This window comes from Leucobacter chromiireducens subsp. solipictus (assembly GCF_016758195.1).
Classification (GTDB): domain Bacteria; phylum Actinomycetota; class Actinomycetes; order Actinomycetales; family Microbacteriaceae; genus Leucobacter; species Leucobacter solipictus.
Genome location: NZ_QYAC01000001.1, coordinates 720,016 through 737,281 on the forward strand (window position 1 = coordinate 720,016; position 17,266 = coordinate 737,281).

Annotated in this window: 15 protein-coding genes and 1 riboswitch; of the genes, 2 read left to right on the plus strand and 13 right to left on the minus strand. The window is 70.4% G+C overall.

All coding sequences use genetic code 11. The features are described 5' to 3' along the window. Positions 1 to 5: 5 nt before the first annotated feature. From D3230_RS03345 to D3230_RS03385, 9 genes are all read right to left on the minus strand, one after another. Entirely contained in the window at positions 6 to 554 is a 549-nt protein-coding gene (locus D3230_RS03345; RefSeq protein ID WP_202343561.1) for a nucleoside/nucleotide kinase family protein, read from the minus strand. Beyond that, complete coding sequence (locus D3230_RS03350) at positions 555 to 2,300, minus strand: ABC transporter permease (RefSeq protein WP_337249062.1); 1,746 nt, start codon at positions 2,298 to 2,300, stop codon at positions 555 to 557. Beyond that, the gene (locus D3230_RS03355; protein WP_202343562.1) at positions 2,281 to 3,417 is read right to left on the minus strand and encodes a thiamine ABC transporter substrate-binding protein; all 1,137 of its coding nucleotides are present in this window, start codon (positions 3,415 to 3,417) and stop codon (positions 2,281 to 2,283) included. Before D3230_RS03355 ends, D3230_RS03350 begins: the two co-directional genes overlap by 20 nt. Further along, positions 3,411 to 3,521: riboswitch (TPP riboswitch) on the minus strand. It overlaps the preceding gene by 7 nt. 6 nt (positions 3,522 to 3,527) lie before the next feature. Beyond that, a complete protein-coding gene (locus D3230_RS03360) occupies positions 3,528 to 5,231 on the minus strand; it encodes a cell division protein PerM (RefSeq protein WP_202343563.1) in 1,704 nt (567 codons plus the stop codon). A 22-nt stretch (positions 5,232 to 5,253) separates the two neighbouring features. Further along, entirely contained in the window at positions 5,254 to 6,030 is a 777-nt protein-coding gene (locus D3230_RS03365) for an ATP-binding cassette domain-containing protein (RefSeq protein ID WP_202343564.1), read from the minus strand. Next, positions 6,027 to 6,851: an ABC transporter permease subunit gene (locus tag D3230_RS03370; RefSeq protein ID WP_202343565.1), complete on the minus strand. Its 825-nt coding sequence runs from the start codon at positions 6,849 to 6,851 to the stop codon at positions 6,027 to 6,029. The genes D3230_RS03365 and D3230_RS03370 overlap by 4 nt, the downstream gene beginning before the upstream one ends. Positions 6,852 to 6,859: 8 nt before the next feature. Continuing rightward, positions 6,860 to 7,870, minus strand: a complete 1,011-nt coding sequence (locus D3230_RS03375) for an ABC transporter substrate-binding protein (protein ID WP_202343566.1) — start codon at positions 7,868 to 7,870, stop codon at positions 6,860 to 6,862. Positions 7,871 to 7,920: 50 nt separating this feature from the next. Beyond that, the gene (locus D3230_RS03380) at positions 7,921 to 8,634 is read right to left on the minus strand and encodes a response regulator transcription factor (RefSeq protein ID WP_202343567.1); all 714 of its coding nucleotides are present in this window, start codon (positions 8,632 to 8,634) and stop codon (positions 7,921 to 7,923) included. Further along, on the minus strand, positions 8,631 to 9,887 hold the full coding sequence (locus D3230_RS03385; protein WP_202343568.1) for a sensor histidine kinase: 1,257 nt from the start codon (positions 9,885 to 9,887) through the stop codon (positions 8,631 to 8,633). The genes D3230_RS03380 and D3230_RS03385 overlap by 4 nt, the downstream gene beginning before the upstream one ends. A 100-nt stretch (positions 9,888 to 9,987) precedes the next feature. On the opposite strand from D3230_RS03385, the gene D3230_RS03390 reads away from it, so the two are divergent. After that, positions 9,988 to 10,737 carry a GAP family protein gene (locus D3230_RS03390; protein WP_202343569.1) on the plus strand — a complete coding sequence of 250 codons (750 nt, stop codon included), beginning with the start codon at positions 9,988 to 9,990 and terminating at the stop codon, positions 10,735 to 10,737. 150 nt (positions 10,738 to 10,887) lie between these two features. On the opposite strand, the gene D3230_RS03395 is transcribed toward D3230_RS03390, so the two are convergent. From D3230_RS03395 to D3230_RS15800, 4 genes are all read right to left on the minus strand, one after another. Next, positions 10,888 to 11,934, minus strand: coding sequence for a hypothetical protein (locus tag D3230_RS03395; protein WP_202343570.1), 1,047 nt, complete (start codon positions 11,932 to 11,934; stop codon positions 10,888 to 10,890). Positions 11,935 to 12,118: 184 nt separating this feature from the next. Next, complete coding sequence (gene sucD, locus D3230_RS03400) at positions 12,119 to 13,021, minus strand: succinate--CoA ligase subunit alpha (RefSeq protein WP_202343571.1); 903 nt, start codon at positions 13,019 to 13,021, stop codon at positions 12,119 to 12,121. A 34-nt stretch (positions 13,022 to 13,055) separates the two neighbouring features. Further along, positions 13,056 to 14,222 (minus strand): ADP-forming succinate--CoA ligase subunit beta, encoded by a 1,167-nt coding sequence (gene sucC, locus D3230_RS03405; RefSeq protein ID WP_202343572.1) that lies wholly within the window; start codon positions 14,220 to 14,222, stop codon positions 13,056 to 13,058. Between the two features lie 128 nt (positions 14,223 to 14,350). Next, complete coding sequence (locus D3230_RS15800; protein WP_237466669.1) at positions 14,351 to 16,321, minus strand: GGDEF domain-containing protein; 1,971 nt, start codon at positions 16,319 to 16,321, stop codon at positions 14,351 to 14,353. A gap of 298 nt (positions 16,322 to 16,619) precedes the next feature. On the opposite strand from D3230_RS15800, the gene D3230_RS03420 reads away from it, so the two are divergent. After that, positions 16,620 to 17,249 (plus strand): TetR family transcriptional regulator, encoded by a 630-nt coding sequence (locus D3230_RS03420; protein WP_202343573.1) that lies wholly within the window; start codon positions 16,620 to 16,622, stop codon positions 17,247 to 17,249. Positions 17,250 to 17,266 lie beyond the last annotated feature (17 nt).

The following is a 17,266-nucleotide window of genomic DNA, read 5'->3' on the forward strand; positions in this document are numbered from 1 at the left end:
CACGCTCAGCCCCGGAGCGTTTCGTGGACGAGCTCCCACGGTTCGTGCTCCGCGAAATGCGCATCCTCCTGCGCCGCCCAGCGGTCCCAATGGGGGGCAAACATTTCGCCATCGCGGTCGATCGCGCGCGCACGCCGCTCGTCCTCGGGAAGATCGAGCCACACGCTCCACACGGCGTCGTCGGCGTGGGGCGTTCCCCGCGCGACGCGCGGCCCACGGCTCCGCGACCACGCGTGCACCGCGGCGAGATTCTCCTCGGTGACGGCGCCGCAGCCCTCCACGATGAGGGTGGTGTGCGGGGCAATGTCGACCCGCTCCGCGAACTCGCCACGATGCCAGTCGTAGCGGCGATAGGATCCCGATTCGAGCGCCTCCGCCACCGAGCGAGACCCCTCGGCAAGCCCGTCCCAGCCCGGATACAGGTCTTCGACCCGCAGGATTTGCGCGTCGTGCCCGGCGCTCCGCAGACGCGCAGCAAGGCGGTCCGCCAGGGACGTCTTCCCCGATCCGGACCGCCCGTCGATCACAATGGCGTCGAGTTCATGCACGCCCATTTACCACTCCCCCTTCGATCCGTCTCCGGCACGCCGTTGACCCGAGACGCGAATCGAGCCGCTCGCCCGCAGCCGCTCAAATCCGAGCATAGCGGCGGCGGTCACCGCACCGAGCACAACGGCGCCCGCGAGTCCGGCACCGTATGCGCCGGGGCTCTGGTGCCCGATCAGTTCGGCGACCGCAACCGGGAGGGTCTGCGCGCCCGGGCGGACCAGGAAGGAGGTCGCCCCGAACTCCCCCAGGGAGGTCGCGAAGGCGAATCCGAGCGCGAGCCCGATCGAGCGGCCCAGCAGCGGCAGATCGATCGTGCGCAGCACGGCCCCGCCGCTCGCCCCCAGGCTCGCGGCCGCAAAGCGGAGGGTGGGGTCGATACCGCGCAGCACCGGCAGCAGCACCCGCACCACGAGCGGCAAGGCGACGAGCGCTTGCGCGATCGGGATCAGCACGACCGAGGTCCGCAGATCCATCCCGATCCCGAGCGGGCGATGCATGGTGAGCAGGAGCCCGAAGCCCAGCGTCACCGCGGACACGCCGAGCGGCAGCATGACCACGGCGTCGAAGAGGTGCTGGCCGCGACGTGCGAGTCGCGACACGGGCCGGCGCGACAGCACCATCGAGATCAGGACCCCCAGCACCATCGCGATCACCGCGGCGACCGCGGCGATGCGACAGGACAGTCCGATCGCCTGCAGCACCGAGCCGGCCAGCGGAAACTCCGGGGGCGGCTGCACGAGCGCGCGGTAGTGTGCGAGGGTCCACTCCCCCGTGGGCGACCTCAGGGAACGCGCCACGAGCGTGAGGATCGGCGCGAGATGCAACAGGACCACCGTCGCCCCGCACACGAGCAACACCGGAATATCCTTTCGCTGCACGCGACGCCCGGGTAGGCCGTCGGGGAGGAGCTGCACCGCGCGTTCCCCCGCCGCGCGCAGTCGCGCCGACACGAACAGGACGCCGGCGACGAGCGCGAGCTGCGCGAGCGAGAGCACGGCGGCGCCCCGCAGGTCGAGGAACTGCACCGTCATCCGGTAGATCTCCGTCTCCACGTTCGCGTACTCACGCCCGCCGAGGATCAGCACCACGCCGAAGGAGGTGGAGCAGAAGAGGAACACGAGCGCCGCCGCGGACGCCAGCGCCGGTCCCAGCGCCGGGAGGGTGACCGTGCACCACGCTCGGAGCGGGCTCGCACCGAGCACCTGCGCCGCATGGTTGCCGCTCTCGTCGAGCCTCGCCCAGAAGCTGCCGACGGTCCGCGCGACCACCGTGACGTTGAAGAACGCGAGCGCCGCGACGATGGTGACGAGGCTCCGTTCGAGCCCCAGGAATTCCAGCGGCCCGCCGGGTCCGAGCAGCGCCGAGAACGCGATACCCACCACCACCGTGGGGAGCACAAACGGCACGGTCATCAGACCCTGCACCCAGCGTCGCCCCCGAAACTCGAGCCGGTACAGCACATAGGCGGCCGGAACGCCGAGCGCGAGCGAGAGCAGGGTCGCGAGGCTCGCTTGCGTGAGCGTCTGCCCGATCACGCGCCAGGTCCGCCCCGCCCCGAACACTTCGGGAAGGCCGCTCAGGTCCAGCCGCCCGTCCGCGATGAAGCCCGTCGCGACGAGCGACAGCACGGGCCACAGGAAAAAGAGGCCCAGGAATGCGAGCGGCAGCGCGACGGCGAGCGTCCAGGCGGCAACCGCCCACGCACCGCCGGCGCGCCGCTCGCCGCGCACGCTAGAGCCCGATCTGCTCACTCAGCGTCTGCAGCCAGGCCTCGCGGCCGGCCTCGATCTCACTGCTCGGCAGATCGTTCAGCTGCGCCTCGGTGGGCAGCGGCGCGAAGCTCGCCCAGGCCTCGGGGAGGGCCACCTCACGATCGACCGGGTACATGTACATGGTGTCGGGGATCGTCGCCTGGAACTCGCTCGAGGCGAGGAAGTCGACCACGGCCCGCGCGCCCTCGGGATTCTGCGCTCCGGCGAGTACGCCCGCGTACTCGACCTGGTTGGAGCAGGTATCGAGCAGCGCCTTCGACGTGGTTGCCGCGCCGTCCTCGCTCACGGTGAACGCGGGCGACGAGCCGTAGGACACGACGATCGGCTTCGTGCCGTCGCCGCCGCCCTGCGTGAACTGCCCGTTGTAGGCGTCGCTCCAGCCCTGCTCGATGCGGGCCCCGTTGTCCATCAGCCGCTGCCAGTAGTCCGCGAAGCCGTCCTCGCCGAACTCGGCGACGGTGCCCACGAGGAACGACGCCCCGGTCGAGGACGCGGTCGGGTCGAGCAGCACGGTGAGGTCGCGGTACTCGGGCTTCGTCAGGTCTTCGTAGCTGTTCGGCTCCGCGATCCCCTTCGCGCGAAACCATGCCGGGTCGATGTTGATGCACGTGGCACCCTGATCGATCGGGGTGAGGGCGAAGTCGCCCGTGGCGTTGGCGGCTACGTCGTCTCCCGCGCCCTCGGGGAACACCGCGAGGTATTCGAATCCCTCGGAGAGGCCGTCGGTCCGGTACGGTTCGATCACGTCGTTGGCGACCAAGCGCGAGGCGAAGATCGTGTCGACACCGAAGAACGCATCCGCGATCGGTGCCCCCTTCGTGAGCACGAGCTTGTTGGTGAGCTCGCCTCCGTCGCCGGCGGAGATCACCTCGACGTCGAACCCGGTGGCCGCGCTCGCGGCCTTCGCAAATTCCTCGTTCGGGAACGAGTCGTGCACCACCAGCGTTACCGTCTTCCCCGAGTCCCCGGTGCCCTCGCCGTCCGTGGCGGATCCCGTGGCGCAGCCCGCGAGCGTCAGTGCGGCCACCGCCACGACCGCCGGCAGCAGCGCCGCCCGGGTGATTCGCGTTGCGGACCGAGAAATTGCGTGCGTCATTGAAGAGTCCCTTCCTCCGCTGGTATGAACCAGATCAGGTTGAACGGTCAGAGCACGCGTGCTCCCTCTCAGCCCCGCGCGCCGGGACTCCCGTGGATTGCGCCTCTACCCTAGCGCCCGGGACGCGGCCAGCGCCAACCCGTCCGCTCCTGCGGAGCCTCCGGTTCGAGATCGACGGTGTCGTTCCATTCGTAGGCGCGCAGCGCCTCCGATTCGGACACCGCGTCGTCGACGTCTGTGAGGGTGTTCGGGGCGGGATCCGCCTCGGGATCGGCGGGCGTCTCCGGCTCGGGAGCCCCCGTGTCGTTCGCCCCGGCTTCCGCGTCACCGTCCCCACCGTCCTCGACGTCGAGGACGGAGTCGGGATCGGAGCCGTGGCTGTAGTCAATGCCGTCGAGCTCGTCACTGTCGTCGGTGCTGCGCGCATCGGCGGGATCCGGCGCGGCGAGCTCCGCGGCCTCGGCAAACGCTGCGTCCAGCTCGACGGCGCTGAGTCGTTGCACTGCATCGTCGAGCGGAACCGTCAACTGCTCGTCGGCCTGTTCGGCGCTCAGCCGCTCCCGCACCCGCTCCGGCACCAGATCCGGCAGCGCCGCGCTCCACTGCCGCGCGTCGATCCGCGCCGCCGCCGTGCCGATGAGCAGGCCGAGCCCGAGCTCCGCCGCGGCGAGCCCACCCGTCACCCACGGGTTCGGGCCGGTGACTGCAAGCCGGTCCGGGCCGATCGCGCCGGTCGCCAGGGCGCTCAGTGCCGTCACCGCGAGCCCAACGAGGATCGCGGCCACCACCGGAACGGTCACCGCGACCGCCCAGGACGCACGGCGCGCTTCCGCGCGGTGCCCCAACAGCACCGCCACCCCGACGCCGACGAGCACGACCAGGGTCGGTGCCAGCGCCCCGAACGCGCCCCACCCCTGCGGAATGGCGCCGAAGATCGGGAGCGCGGGAAGCGGCCCGAGCAGGGTCTCGAACGGCGTGACCGAGCTTCCCGCCCCCACCGCAAAGCCCGAGCCGAGAAGCCACGCGAGGCCCCAGAGCACCGCCACGGGAAGCAGGGCAAGCTGGGTCAGGAACAGCAGGGCGGAGCCCAGCGGATCGAGCTGGAGGTGCTGGGTGAGCGCCACGATTCCGCTGTAGCCCACGATCAGCGCGATCGCGACCGTCAGCGCCGCGAGCCCGAGCAGCGCCGCGAGGCTCGCCGCGCCGAGACGGCACACCTCTGTTGCGCGCGCGGGCAACGCCGCGGCTCCCGCGAAACCGAGGCCCGCGATGCCGCGTTGCACGAGGCGCACGCCGGCGCGCCACCACGGATGCTCGTGGCGCGCCGCCCCCACGAGAAATGCCAAGCCCGCCGGCACCCCGTAGACGAGCGCGGCGACCGCGGCGACCCCGGCACCCGGCCAGCTCAGAAACGGTGCGGCGAACTGCGCGATCACGAGTGCCGCGCCCGCAAATCCCAACGCGCCGCCGAGGACCCCGGCCGCCCCGGCACCCCCACGCGCGCTGAGCCGATCTCCCGCGCGGAGCGCGAGCAACACGGTGATGAGCGTCACGCCCAACGGGGCGAGGCTCAGGCCGAACGTCAGTTCCTCCGGAGGCAATCCGAGCGACAGCGCAAGCTCGGGCGGCACCACGAGGCTCAGGGGCGCGAAATGCGCGAGGGCCCAGCCCGCCGCGGCCCCCGCGAACACGGTGGCGGGCTCCGCGGCCAGCGAGAACGTGACCATCCACAGCAGCAGCGCCGGCACCACCACGGCGGCGACCCCCACGGCCGCCGCGGCACACGCCTCGATCGCCGCGATTACTGCCGTCACCAAGGATCTCATTGCCGAAAGCTTACTCTGCGGGACTGCCAGCGTGGATCAGGGCGAGGATCTCGTCGCTCAGCTCCCGGAACTCGGGGGTGCGCTCAGACGCGAGCGTGCGCGGCCGCGGAATCGGCACGTCCACAATGCGCTGCACCCGGCCCGGACGCGGACTCATCACCACGACCCGGTCGCTCGTGACCACGGCCTCGTCGATATCGTGCGTCACCAGGAGCACGGTCAGCCGGTGCTGCTCCCAGACCTCCAGCAAGAGCTCCTGCATCGTGCGCCGAGTGAGCGCGTCGAGCGCGCCGAACGGCTCATCCATCAGGAGCACAGCCGGACCGTAACTCAACGAGCGCGCGAGCGCGGCGCGCTGCTGCATCCCGCCCGAGAGCTGGGCGGGATGGGCGCGTTCGAAGCCGGCGAGGCCGACGAGGCCGATGAACTCGCGGGCACGATCCGCGCGATCCGCGCGCGACAGGCCGGCCTCACCGCGCAGCGCGAACTCGACGTTCTGCTGCACCGTGAGCCAGGGCATTAGCGTGGCCTGCTGGAATACGACGCCGCGGTCTCTCCCCGGCCCCGTGATCGGCACTCCGGCGGCCTCCAGCGTGCCCGAAGTCGGGTCTTCGAGTCCCGCGATCAACGACAGGAGCGTCGACTTGCCGCAGCCCGAGGCGCCCACGATCGAGACGAACTCGTTTTCGCCGACCTCCAGATCAACCCCGGCGAGCGCGGTCACCTCACCGAATGTCTTGGTCAAGCCGGCCACGCGGATCCGCGGCGGCGTCTGCGAGGCGCTCACGCGCGTCCCTCCTGGTAGGCGAACATGCGCCGCCCGGCGGCGCGCATCAACTGATCGAGGATCAGGCCGAGCATGCCCAGCACGAAAACGTAGCCGATGATCAGGTCGGTTTCGAAGAAGCGCTGCGCCACCGTGATCCGGAATCCCATGCCGCTCGAGGCGGCCACGAGTTCCGCGACCACCAGCCAGGTCCAGGCCCACCCGAGCGTCACGCGGAGCGCATCCCAGATGCGCGGCAGCGCCGCCGGGATGACGATCCGTGTGAGCTGCTGCATCCAGCTCAGCCCCAGCGTCTCGCCGAGGCTCACCAGGGTGCGGGGCGTGCGGCGCACCGCGTCGGCCACCATCAGCACCTGCTGGAAGAACGTGCCCATCCAGATGATGAGGAACTTCTGGCTCTCATCGATCCCGACCCACACGATCGTGAGCGGCACGAATGCCACCACGGGCATATACCGGATGAAGTCCATGAGCGGCTCGAGCGCCGCCTCCACTCGGGCGTTCACCCCCATGAGCGTTCCGATCGGGACCGCCATCACGGTCGCGAGCACGAAGCCCACGAGGATCCGGAACGAGCTCACGCCGATGTCCGCCCAGAGCTCGCCGCTCGCGGCCTGCTCGCTGAGGGCTCCGAGGACGGCCCCCGGGCCGGGGAGAAACATCGGGTCGACGAGGCCGAGCGCGGTGACGAGCCACCACACGGCGATCAACACGACAAACGTCGCCACCGCGGTGGTGAGGTACGCCGAGCGAGACAGGCGCCCGCCGATGCGGATCCGTCTGCGGGGTCGCGCGGGGGCGACGTCGGTGCGCGCGTTCACGGAGGCGGTTACTCGCCCAGGAACTCGGTGCGGATGACCGACTTCGCCTCAACGGGTGCCGAGAGCAGCCCGATACGCTCAGCGACCGACACGAGCGCGGGCAGCGTCTCGGTCAGGTAGTCGCCCGTCAGCAGCTCCCGGTTCTCGGCGAGCGTGTAGTAGTGCACCCCGTCGAAGGCGGTTTCGAGATCGGCCACGTCGGATCCCACGCCCGCGGCGATGATCGCGCGGCCCTCGTCCGTGTGTTCCGCGGTGAACGCGACCGCGTCATCCCAGGCACCGAGCACTTCTTCCACGTCACCCGGACGCGCGTCGAGCACGTCGTTGCGCACCACGAGCACGTCGGTGATGAGGCCCGGGTACTCGCCCGCCGTGACCAGCGCTTCCACGCCCTTGTCGGCGCCGAGCGCCTCGCTGATGTACGGCTCGTACGTGACGCCCGCATCGACCCGGCCCGCGAGCAGCATCGGGGCCACCTTGTCGGCGGACGCCTCCACAACCTCGACGTCGTCGAAGCTCATGCCCGCCTCATCGAGCGCCTCGGCGAGCAGGATCTCGCTCGTCGCGCCACGCTCAAACGCGACCTTCTTGCCCGCGAGATCCTTCACGTCCGTCACGCCGGCACCGCTCAGGATCGCATCGGCCTCGGTCGCGGAATCGAGCATCAGCACGATCGATACGTCAAGGCCCTGCTCGATGAACTGCAGCGCGGCCTGCGCACCCACGTTTGCCATGTCGAGTCGGTTCGCGGCGAGGGCGGCGTTCACATCGGCATCGGCGTTGAAGCTCGAGAGCGCAACCTTGACGTCGCGATCCGCGAAGAAGCCCTGATCCTCCGCGACGTACCACTGCCCGTAGCCGAGCCACGGCTGCGTGCCCATGCGGATCGCGTCGGCCGACTGCGCGGCCCCGGCCTCGGGATCAGCGGCGGGCTGCGCCGTGCACCCGGCGAGGCCGAGTGCGAGCGCGGCGGTCGCGGCTGCGGTGACTGCGAGCGAGCGGAAAATACGACGGGTCACGACGGTCCTTTCGAAGCGAGGCCGGTCGCCGTCGTGGCGCCCGGACCCCGCTATTCTACGGGAGCCGAACCGCCGCCTGAGCCGGTGGCGCGTAACATGGCGACGGCGTGCGTGCGGTTCTCCGCACCGAGCTTCATGAGGATGCTCGAGACGTGGGTCTTCACCGTGGGGAGCGCGATCCTCAGCCGCGCCGCGATGCGCGAGTTGGAGTCCCCGGCGGCGAGCGCGGCGAGCACCTGCTGCTCGCGCTCGGTGAGGAGCTCGATCCCTGGAACCGCCTCCCGCCGGGGTTCGGGGGTGCTCGCGAGCGCCGCGAGCGCGCGCCGGGTGACGCGCGGATCGAGCGCTCCCTCGCCCGAGGCAACCCGGCGCACGGCCTCGGCGAGCGGCGCGGCCTCGGTGGTTTTCAGGAGAAAGCCCGCGGCACCGGCCCGGATCGCCGAGAACACCAGCTCGTCCTCGTCGAAGCTCGTGAGCACCAGCACCTCCGCAAGCGCCTCCTCGACCACCTGCCGTGTGGCCGCGATCCCATCCATACCGGGCATCCGCAGATCCATCAGCACGACGTCGGGGCGCAGCGCACGCGTGTTGCGTACCGCGCTCGCTCCGTCGGCGGCTTCTCCGAGCACGGCGATCCCCTGCCGCTCCAGGATCATGCGCAGTCCCTCGCGAATCATCGCGTGGTCATCGGCGATGAGCACCGACGGTGCCGGGCCCGGAGCCCCGCCGGGGGCCCCGCCGGGAGCAGGGCGATCCGTGGTCATGTCGTCTCCTCGATGGTGGGCTGCTGCGCGGCGCGCGCAGGAGTGACGGGCAGTTGCGCGGTGACCAGCCAGCCCCCGGCGTCGGGCCCCGCGGCGAACTCGCCCCCGAGCGCCCGGACGCGTGCGTCGAGACCCTGAAGCCCCAACCCGCTGCCGCGCAGCCCCGGGGCGGCCAATGCGCGCCCGCCCCGGGATGCGACGGTCAGGCGAAGCCCGCCCGCGTGTGCGGTGATCGTGACGGCAACGCGGGCACCGAAATCGTGTTTCGCGCTGTTCGCGAGGCTTTCCTGCACCACCCGGCCAACGGTCTGGTCGATCTCAGCGGGAAGCGCGCCGCGCCAGTCATCCGTGAGTTCCACGTCCAGCCCCGAGCGCCGCGCCTCGGCGACCAACGACGGCAGCTGGGCGCGCCCCGGCGGGGTGGTGCGCGGGGCCGCTCCATCGCGCAACACGGACACCATCGAACGCAGCGCCTCGTGTGCGTGCAGGCTCGAGTCGCGGATCGCGCGAAGCGCATCACGCTCCCCCGCGCGCTCGGGCTCCGGCGCATCGCTCTGGCCGAGCAGCGCCGCCTCGCTCCGGATCGCGACGGCGGAGACGTGGCCGGCGACGATGTCGTGCAGCTCGCTCGCCAGCCGTTCCCGCTCATCCTGGATGGCGCTCGCCCGGTCCAGCTCCGCCAGTCGTTCCGCGTCTTCCGCTTGCCGCCGGTAGAGCGCCACAAGCTCGCGGGATTGGGCGACCGAATTGGCGTACCAGTACGTCATCCCCAGCAACGCGCCCAGCTGCAGCCCGATCATGAGCGCCGTACGCAGATCCCCGGTGACCGCGAGGCAGGTGAGAATCGCGGCGACCACGGCGGCGATCCCCCAGGCCAGCACGGCCTGTCTTGCGTGCGGCCGGAGCCGGACGGTCAACGCGTGCAGCTGTTCGAGGATCACCAGCAGGGGAACGAGCCCGCCCACGGTCAGCACATCCGCGATGAACAGCGGGATCGCGAGCCCCAGGCCGAGGCCGGGTGCGCGACGGCGCAGCAGTACGGTGGCGGCCGCGGGCATCGCGGTGGCGAGCGCCACCCAGGGGGCGGTCCGCGTCTCGGGGACGAGTGAGATGTCGCGCCACAGCCCGTCGAAGCCGAGCGCGGCGAGCAGCACCGCCACTGCCGCGTAGAGCAGCGCGATCGCCCAGGGCTCCCCCAGCAGGCGGCGCAACGCACTGCGCGGTGCGCGTTCGCCCCCGTCCATGTGTTCCATTTCAGCAGACCCTGTCGCAGCGCGCCTCAGCCCAAAGGATGAGGCCCGATCGGTCGCTGTGCCGATGCGCGGCTCCGCACTCGCCCGCGAGAGTGGCATCATGGACCTCCTCACTTCGCTCCCGCTGCCCGCGGGGCTCGCGATCCTCGCGCTCATCGATGGCCTCAGTATCGGCACGCTCGTGATCCCGCTGTTCCTTATCATCGCACCCGGCCGGCCGCGCGTCGGCCGCTTGACGGTGTACTTGGCCACGATCACCGCGTTCTATTGCCTGATCGGCGTCCTCTTTACCCTCGGCCTGGTCAGCGTGATCGACATCGCCCGAAGCATCGTGGACAGCACCGGCGGCCAGGTTCTGCTGCTCGTGGTGGGCGTCGCCGCCCTGCTCGCGGGCATCGGCCTCGGCACCGCGGACGCGCGGCGCCGGAAGCAGGCCGGAGATGGCGTCCCCACGAGCGGGCGACTCGTCCAGTGGCGCACCCGGCTCCTCGACGAGCGCGCCAGCGGGGCGGCCGTCGCGGGCGTCGCCCTCGCCGCGGGCACCCTCGAGCTCGCGGGCATGCTCCCGTACCTGCTCGGCATGACCATGCTTGCCGACGCCGAGATCTCCTCGCCGTTGCGGGTGCTGTATCTGCTCGGCTACTGCCTGGTGATGATCCTGCCCGCGGTGGTGCTCCTGGGGGCCCGCGTGATCGCGGCACAGGCCGTCGAGGCGCCGCTCCAGCGATTCTCCGCGTGGCTGCAGCGTACCGGCCCCGAAAACACGGCGTGGCTGCTCGGCATCATCGGGTTCCTGATCGCGCGCATGGCCGCGCAAAACCTCGGGATCGCGCTGCCGATCATCGGCTAGTCGCGGGGTTCCTGTGGCCCCGCGCCCGTGCTCCGCACTTGCCCAGCCAGATCACCGCCGACCGCGCACTCTCGCACCCTCCCAGGGCGCGACAACGCGCCACAGTGCGCGCTCGGCAGACATGAGGGCGCAGGCGCAGGAGGGCTCTGGCTACCAAGCGGCGGCGACCGCGCGGTGCGCCTCGAAGAGGGGGATCGTGGTGCCCTCCGGCGCGCGCCCGAAGCCGCACTCCGTGGCCACGCCAAACGGGCGCGTCACGTGCTGCTGCGCGGCCGCGATCCGGCGCTCCGCACCCGCCGCCCCGTCTTCGCGGTGCACGAGCCCCAGGTACAGCTCGGTCTCGGCCGGCAGCTGGAGCTCGGCGAGCGCCGCATAGTACTCGGCGTCATCGCGCTCGATCGGCACGGGCAGGTGCAGCCACGTCAGCGGGCGCTCCGCCGCGGCGACCACCAGATTCGCGAAGCGGGTGAGGTTCGTGGTGTCGCTCGGTTCGACGAAGTGCTGTTCCGCGACGTCTCCGTAGCACAGGTGCACCCCGACCTCGACGTCCGCGGGCACCCGATCGATCTGGCGAGCGAGGCGCGCACTGGTTTCCTCCCACACGTTCTCGAACCACTCGTGGGGCACGCCGCGCGTGCTGACCCCCTCGAGGATCGCGAACTCCAGCGCGGCGTCCCACTGAATCGCGAGGCGCTCGTGCGGGATCGCGGCGAGGATCGTGTCGAGTTCCGCGGCGAGCGCGGCCTCGTAGACGGGTTCGAACTCGGCCCGGTTCGCCGGGTGCACAAAGCTTCCCACCACGCCGAGCGGCGTCGGCAGGGAGACCTGAAAACGCGTGGCCGCGGGGATCTCGCCCGCCGCCTGCACCCGCGCGAACACCGCATACGACTCGAGCGCGGCCTCCGCGTACCCGAGCGGGGCCAGCGTGAGGTCCGCGGCCCGCACCCCGGGCGCGAGCTGCACGGGACGGGCGTCGAGCGTCCGGATCGGGATCGGCGTGTCCCCCACGCGCTCGATCCCCGGGGTCTGGCCCAGCCGGTCGGCCTGGAACACGATCCAGTGGAAGCGCTCCCCCACCTCGCCGTCCGGGATCCGCTTCAGGTGTGCCCCCAGCTCGGTCGCGGCGGTGCGGATCGTGGTCTCGGCATCGTCGAAATTGATGCTGCCCACGAGGTGGGCGCCCTGTGGCTGGCTCATGTGTGTGCTCCCTGCGGTGTGTGTGCGGCGGGCTGCGCCTCCGTTCAGTATCCCGCACCCGCGGCGCGCACCCCACTGTGTTGCGTCCGGTGACGCCGCACGCAGGCACCACCGCGCACCCCCGCACACGCACGAGACCCCGCCGGCGCGTGGCCGACGGGGTCTCCAGGGTGTGCCCGGCTGGTTACAGCGCGGCGAACGCCTCGCGCAGCAGCTCAGCGGTCTCGGTCGGCGTCTTGCCGACCTTCACGCCAGCCGCTTCGAGGGCTTCCTTCTTCGCCTGCGCGGTGCCCGCGGAGCCCGACACGATGGCACCGGCGTGGCCCATGGTCTTGCCCTCGGGGGCCGTGAAGCCGGCAACGTAGCCCACGACGGGCTTGGTCACGTTGGCCTTGATGAACTCGGCCGCGCGTTCCTCGGCGTCGCCGCCGATCTCGCCGATCATGACGATCGCCTTCGTCTCGGGATCCGCCTCGAATGCGGCGAGCGCATCGATGTGCGTGGTGCCGATGACCGGGTCGCCGCCGATGCCGATGGCGGTCGAGAAGCCGAGATCGCGCAGCTCGTACATCATCTGGTACGTGAGGGTACCCGACTTCGACACGAGGCCGATCGGGCCCTTGCCGGTGATGGTGGCGGGGGTGATGCCCGCGAGCGCCTCGCCCGGCGTGATGATGCCGGGGCAGTTCGGGCCGATGATGCGGGTCTTGCCACCGGTGGCCTTCGCGTGCGCCCAGAGCTCGGCCGAGTCCTTGACGGGAACGCCCTCGGTGATGATGACGAGCAGGCCGATGCCCGCGTCGATGGCCTCGATGGCGGCGTCCTTCGTGAAGGCCGGCGGCACGAACGCGACCGATACGTCGGCCCCGGTCGCGGCCATGGCCTCGGCGACCGTCGCGAAGACGGGCAGCTCGACCGGGTTGCCCGCGGCGTCAACGTGCGACACCGTGGTGCCGGCCTTGCGGGCGTTCACGCCGCCCACGAGCTGGGTGCCGGCCGCGAGCATGCGTGCGGTGTGCTTGGTGCCCTCGCCGCCGGTGATGCCCTGGACGATGACCTTGGAATCCTTGTTCAGGAAGATCGACATTCTGTTGCTTCTTTCCGTGAGTCTCGTCGGTGGCTTAGCGGGCGTTGGCGAGGTCGGCGGCCTTGTCGGCGCCCTCGTCCATGGTTGCGGCCTGGGTGACCAGCGGGTGCGCCGCCTCGTTCAGGATGCGGCGGCTCTCTTCGACGTTGTTGCCGTCGAGGCGCACCACCAACGGCTTGTTTGCCGCGTCGCCGAGCTTCTCGAGCGCCCCGACGATGCCGTTGGCCACCGCGTCACAGGCGGTGATCCCGCCGAACACGTTCACGAACACCGACTTCACCTGCGGATCGCCGAGGATGACGTCCAGGCCCGCGGCCATGACCTCAGCCGAGGCCCCGCCGCCGATGTCAAGGAAGTTGGCGGGCTTCACGCCGCCGTGGTTCTCGCCCGCGTAGGCGACGACGTCGAGCGTCGACATCACGAGGCCCGCACCGTTGCCGATCACGCCGACCTCGCCGTCGAGCTTCACGTAGTTGAGGTCCTGCTCCTTGGCCTTCGCCTCGAGCGGATCCTCGGCACCCTTGTCCGCGAGCGCCTCGTGGCCTGCCTGGCGGAAGTCGGCGTTCTCGTCGAGCGAGACCTTGCCGTCGAGCGCGATGATGTCACCGGCGCCGGTGAGCACGAGCGGGTTCACCTCGACGAGCGTGGCGTCCTCGCCCACGTACACGGCGTAGAGCTTCTCGAACACCGCGGCAACCTTGGCGACGAGCTCCTCGGGGAAGTTCGCGGCGCGCGCGATCTCCTCGGCCTTCGCGGCGTCGATGCCGCGCAGGGGATCCACCTCGATGCGCGCGAGCGCCTCCGGCTTCTCGACCGCGAGCACCTCGATCTCCATGCCACCCTCGACGCTGCACAGCGAGAGGTAGGAGCGGTTGGCGCGATCCAGCAGCACCGAGAAGTAGAACTCCTGGGCGATGTCGGCGCCCGCCGCGACCATCACGCGCTTCACGGTGTGGCCCTTGATATCCAGCCCGAGGATCGCCTCGGCTGCGGCGTGTGCTTCGTCGGCGTTCTTGGCGACCTTGACGCCGCCGGCCTTGCCGCGACCGCCAACCTTCACCTGCGCCTTGACAACCACGACGCCGCCAATTTTTTCGGCGGCGGCGCGTGCCTCGTCCGGGGTGTCGGCAACGATGCCGGCCAGCACCGGCACTCCATATTCTTCGAAGAGGTCTCGTGCCTGGTACTCGTACAGATCCACGTAGTGTCCTTTGCTTTGTGGTGGGGGACGCGAGGCAGAAAATGTCTCGATGTCGAGATAAGTCGACCAGTGGCTACCCTACCACTGCCCTCCCCGGGTGTGGACCCAGAATCCGCGCGCCACCCGCGCTATTTCCGCGCGGCCCGCGACGCGTACAGCCGCGCGTCCGCGCGCTCGATCGCGGCGTCGAGCGCCTCCTGGTTCCCGAGCTCCACGAGCCCCCACGACCACGCATACCCGGATGCCCGCGCCACTTGCTCGAGCTGTTCTTGCGCGGCACGCTGGTCCGCCCGGAATACGATCACGAACTCGTCCCCGCCGAGGCGCGAGACGATCCCGCCCGTGCGTCCCGTGATTCCGCGCATCCCCACTTCAGCACTCCAGCGCCGCACCGAGTCGCGCAGCGCCTCGTCACCCGCCGAGTGTCCGCCGCGCTCGTTGAGCTGCTTGAACCGGTCGAAGTCGATGAGCGCGACCGAGACCGAGTCCCCGGCGCGACGCGCCCGCTGGCGCAGCTCGGCGCCCGCTGCGACGAGGCCCCGCCGGTTCAGGGCGTGCGTGAGCGGATCGGTGCTGACCTGCACCTGCCCGAGACGTCGCACCGCGCGTGCGCCTTCGAAGCAGAAGAGCGCGATGAGGACCGAGTAGCTGACCATGATGAACGGGGACCCCAGGCCGTGCCCCAACTCCGGATTCCAGAGCAGCGTCGCGGCGACGCGCAGGGCGCTGCACGCCATGAACACGCGGGCGATCACGCTCGTGTAGAACCATCCCACATAGAGCGCGATCACCGGGAGCTCCAGCAGGGCGTTGATCTCGGCGTGCGGGTGTTGCGCGGTCAGCAGGAACATCGCCGACCAGACCTCGATGATCGCGATCATCCCGATCCCCGCCCACCGCGGGTAGCGGTGCCCGAACACCAGCGGAACGATGCCCGCGATCACGTACACGCTCACCCACGTCACGACGGACCGGATCTGCAGCCCCGGATGCGGGAGGAGGAGATCCGAGAGGAGCACGATCGCGAGGAGCAGCGGGATCAGCGCGCTCACGAAGGAGAACGGGGTCTGCCAGCGCACCCAGCGACTGATCTGGTCGCGCAGCCAGGCGCGCACGCGGCCCGGAATCCCGTCTCCCGGCTCCCGTTCGGCCGGCGCGGCCGCCGGGGCGACCCGCTCGTCCGGCGATCCCCCGTTCGCTTCCCGACGTCGCAGCGCCTCCTCGGCTCTGCGCTCGCGCTTGCTCGCGTACAGGCCGCCGTCGGCCCGCGCGAGCAGCTGCTCGGCGGTGTCGCCCGGACGGACCTCGGCGATCCCCCACGACCACGGGTGCTCGGAGACGTGCTGCAGACGCTCCACCACCTGCTGTGCCGCGGCCGCGTTCGTGTTCGGGAGCAGGATCACGAACTCGTCACCGCCCGCACGCGCCACGATGTCCCCCGCACGACTCGCCTCGCGCCACGCCTGCACCGTGCGGCTCAACACCAGATCCCCGGCCGCGTGCCCGCGGGAGTCGTTCAGCTCTTTGAATCCGTCGAGATCAATGGCGATCACGCTGAACGGTGCCCGACTCCCGCCGCGCTTCCGGAGCATGTCGGCGAGCCGGGCCTGAAGCCCCTGGCGATTCTGCGCCCCGGTGAGCTGATCGATCGACGCGATGCGCACCTGTCGCCGCCACAGGTACATGCCCGCGGTGAAGCAGAACAGCATGCCGAGAATTCCGTGCACGGCGACCGGGGCCCCGATCGCCCCGTCCGCGCTGAGGAGCGGGTTCCCCACCATCACCGCGCTGAAGGCGACGGCGCTCACGCCCATGATGATCAGGGCGAGCCGGGGCCGCACGAACCACCCGAGGTAGAACGCGACGACCGGCAGCTGCTGAATCGAGGCGATGACCGACGGCGGATCCTCCGGCAGACTCAGAAAGTAGGTCTGGGCGACCAGAAACATGAACACCGAGGCGAGGCCGATCCAGCGGGGGACGCGTCGCCCCAACCAGAGCGTCGCGAGGGATCCGGCACCGCAGAACACCAGCAGCCCCCACACGAACCAGCGGTTGTCCATGCCGGTGTGGGCGAGCAAGTCGACAACCAGGGTCATGCTGAGAAAGGATGCGGCTGCGAGCAGGTACGCCGAATGCGCGTCCTGCCGCGCGCTCAGGCGCTGCAACACCCCCCACATCAGACGGCCCACTCCCCACTGCGCGGAATATCCGCGCGGTCCCCCAAATTTCCCCTCAGGTAGCGTACACACACTCCGCAGAGAAATCGCGGATGTTTTCCTCCCGCGACACCGTTCGGCATTCTCAGGCACGCTCGCTAGACTCGGTCCAGGCGAAGCCACGCTCGGTACCACGAGCTTTCCATCCCGACCCGGCTTCGACTGGAGTTGACGCCGAGTGAGCACCACTGGAGTACCGAAGCCCGAGGGCCTCCGCGCACGGAAACGACGTGCGACCGAAAACGCGATCGAGACGTCAGCGGTGTCGCTGGCGTTGGAGTTGGGGATCGAGAACGTCACGGTTGAGGCAATCTGCGAACGCGCGGACATTTCGCGCAGCACGTTCTTCAACTACTTTCCCGCGCGCGACTACGCGATCGTCGGCCGCGCCATTAATTTGCCGGAGGGCACTGCCGCGTTCTCGATCCTGGACAGCAGCCCGGACGACCTCACGCTCGGCGTGTTTCGGCTCCTGTTCGCCGCGATCGGGCATAGCTATGTGAACACTGAGGTCGCGCGTCTGCGCGCGCAGTTGATCGCGGAGCAGCCGGTCGCCGGGCGCATCACCATGTCCTCGCTGTTGGAGTCGGGCTACGCGCTCACCGCGACCGCGGCGGCCTGGCTTGAGGCACACCCCGAGCACGCCAAGCTCGATTCCCCACTTCGTGAGGCGTCGCTCGCGGTGTCGCTCATGCACGGTGTGATCACCACGCAGATGAGCGATTGGATGACCGGGGACGGCGACGTCACGGCCAGCGACGAGGACTTCCACCGCGCCATGGCGGAGTACCGCACCCTCCTCGGCTAGCTCGTCGACGCCCGTGC

Excerpts from the sequence above, each read along its gene's own strand:
- D3230_RS03355 (WP_202343562.1), bottom strand. The coding sequence starts at position 3,417 with ATGACGCACGCAATTTCTCGGTCCGCAACGCGAATCACCCGGGCGGCG.
- D3230_RS03395 (WP_202343570.1), bottom strand. The coding sequence starts at position 11,934 with ATGAGCCAGCCACAGGGCGCCCACCTCGTGGGCAGCATCAATTTCGAC.
- D3230_RS03390 (WP_202343569.1), top strand. The coding sequence starts at position 9,988 with ATGGACCTCCTCACTTCGCTCCCGCTGCCCGCGGGGCTCGCGATCCTC.
- sucD (WP_202343571.1), bottom strand. The coding sequence starts at position 13,021 with ATGTCGATCTTCCTGAACAAGGATTCCAAGGTCATCGTCCAGGGCATC.
- D3230_RS15800 (WP_237466669.1), bottom strand. The coding sequence starts at position 16,321 with ATGACCCTGGTTGTCGACTTGCTCGCCCACACCGGCATGGACAACCGC.
- D3230_RS03345 (WP_202343561.1), bottom strand. The coding sequence starts at position 554 with ATGGGCGTGCATGAACTCGACGCCATTGTGATCGACGGGCGGTCCGGA.
- D3230_RS03385 (WP_202343568.1), bottom strand. The coding sequence starts at position 9,887 with ATGGAACACATGGACGGGGGCGAACGCGCACCGCGCAGTGCGTTGCGC.
- D3230_RS03380 (WP_202343567.1), bottom strand. The coding sequence starts at position 8,634 with ATGACCACGGATCGCCCTGCTCCCGGCGGGGCCCCCGGCGGGGCTCCG.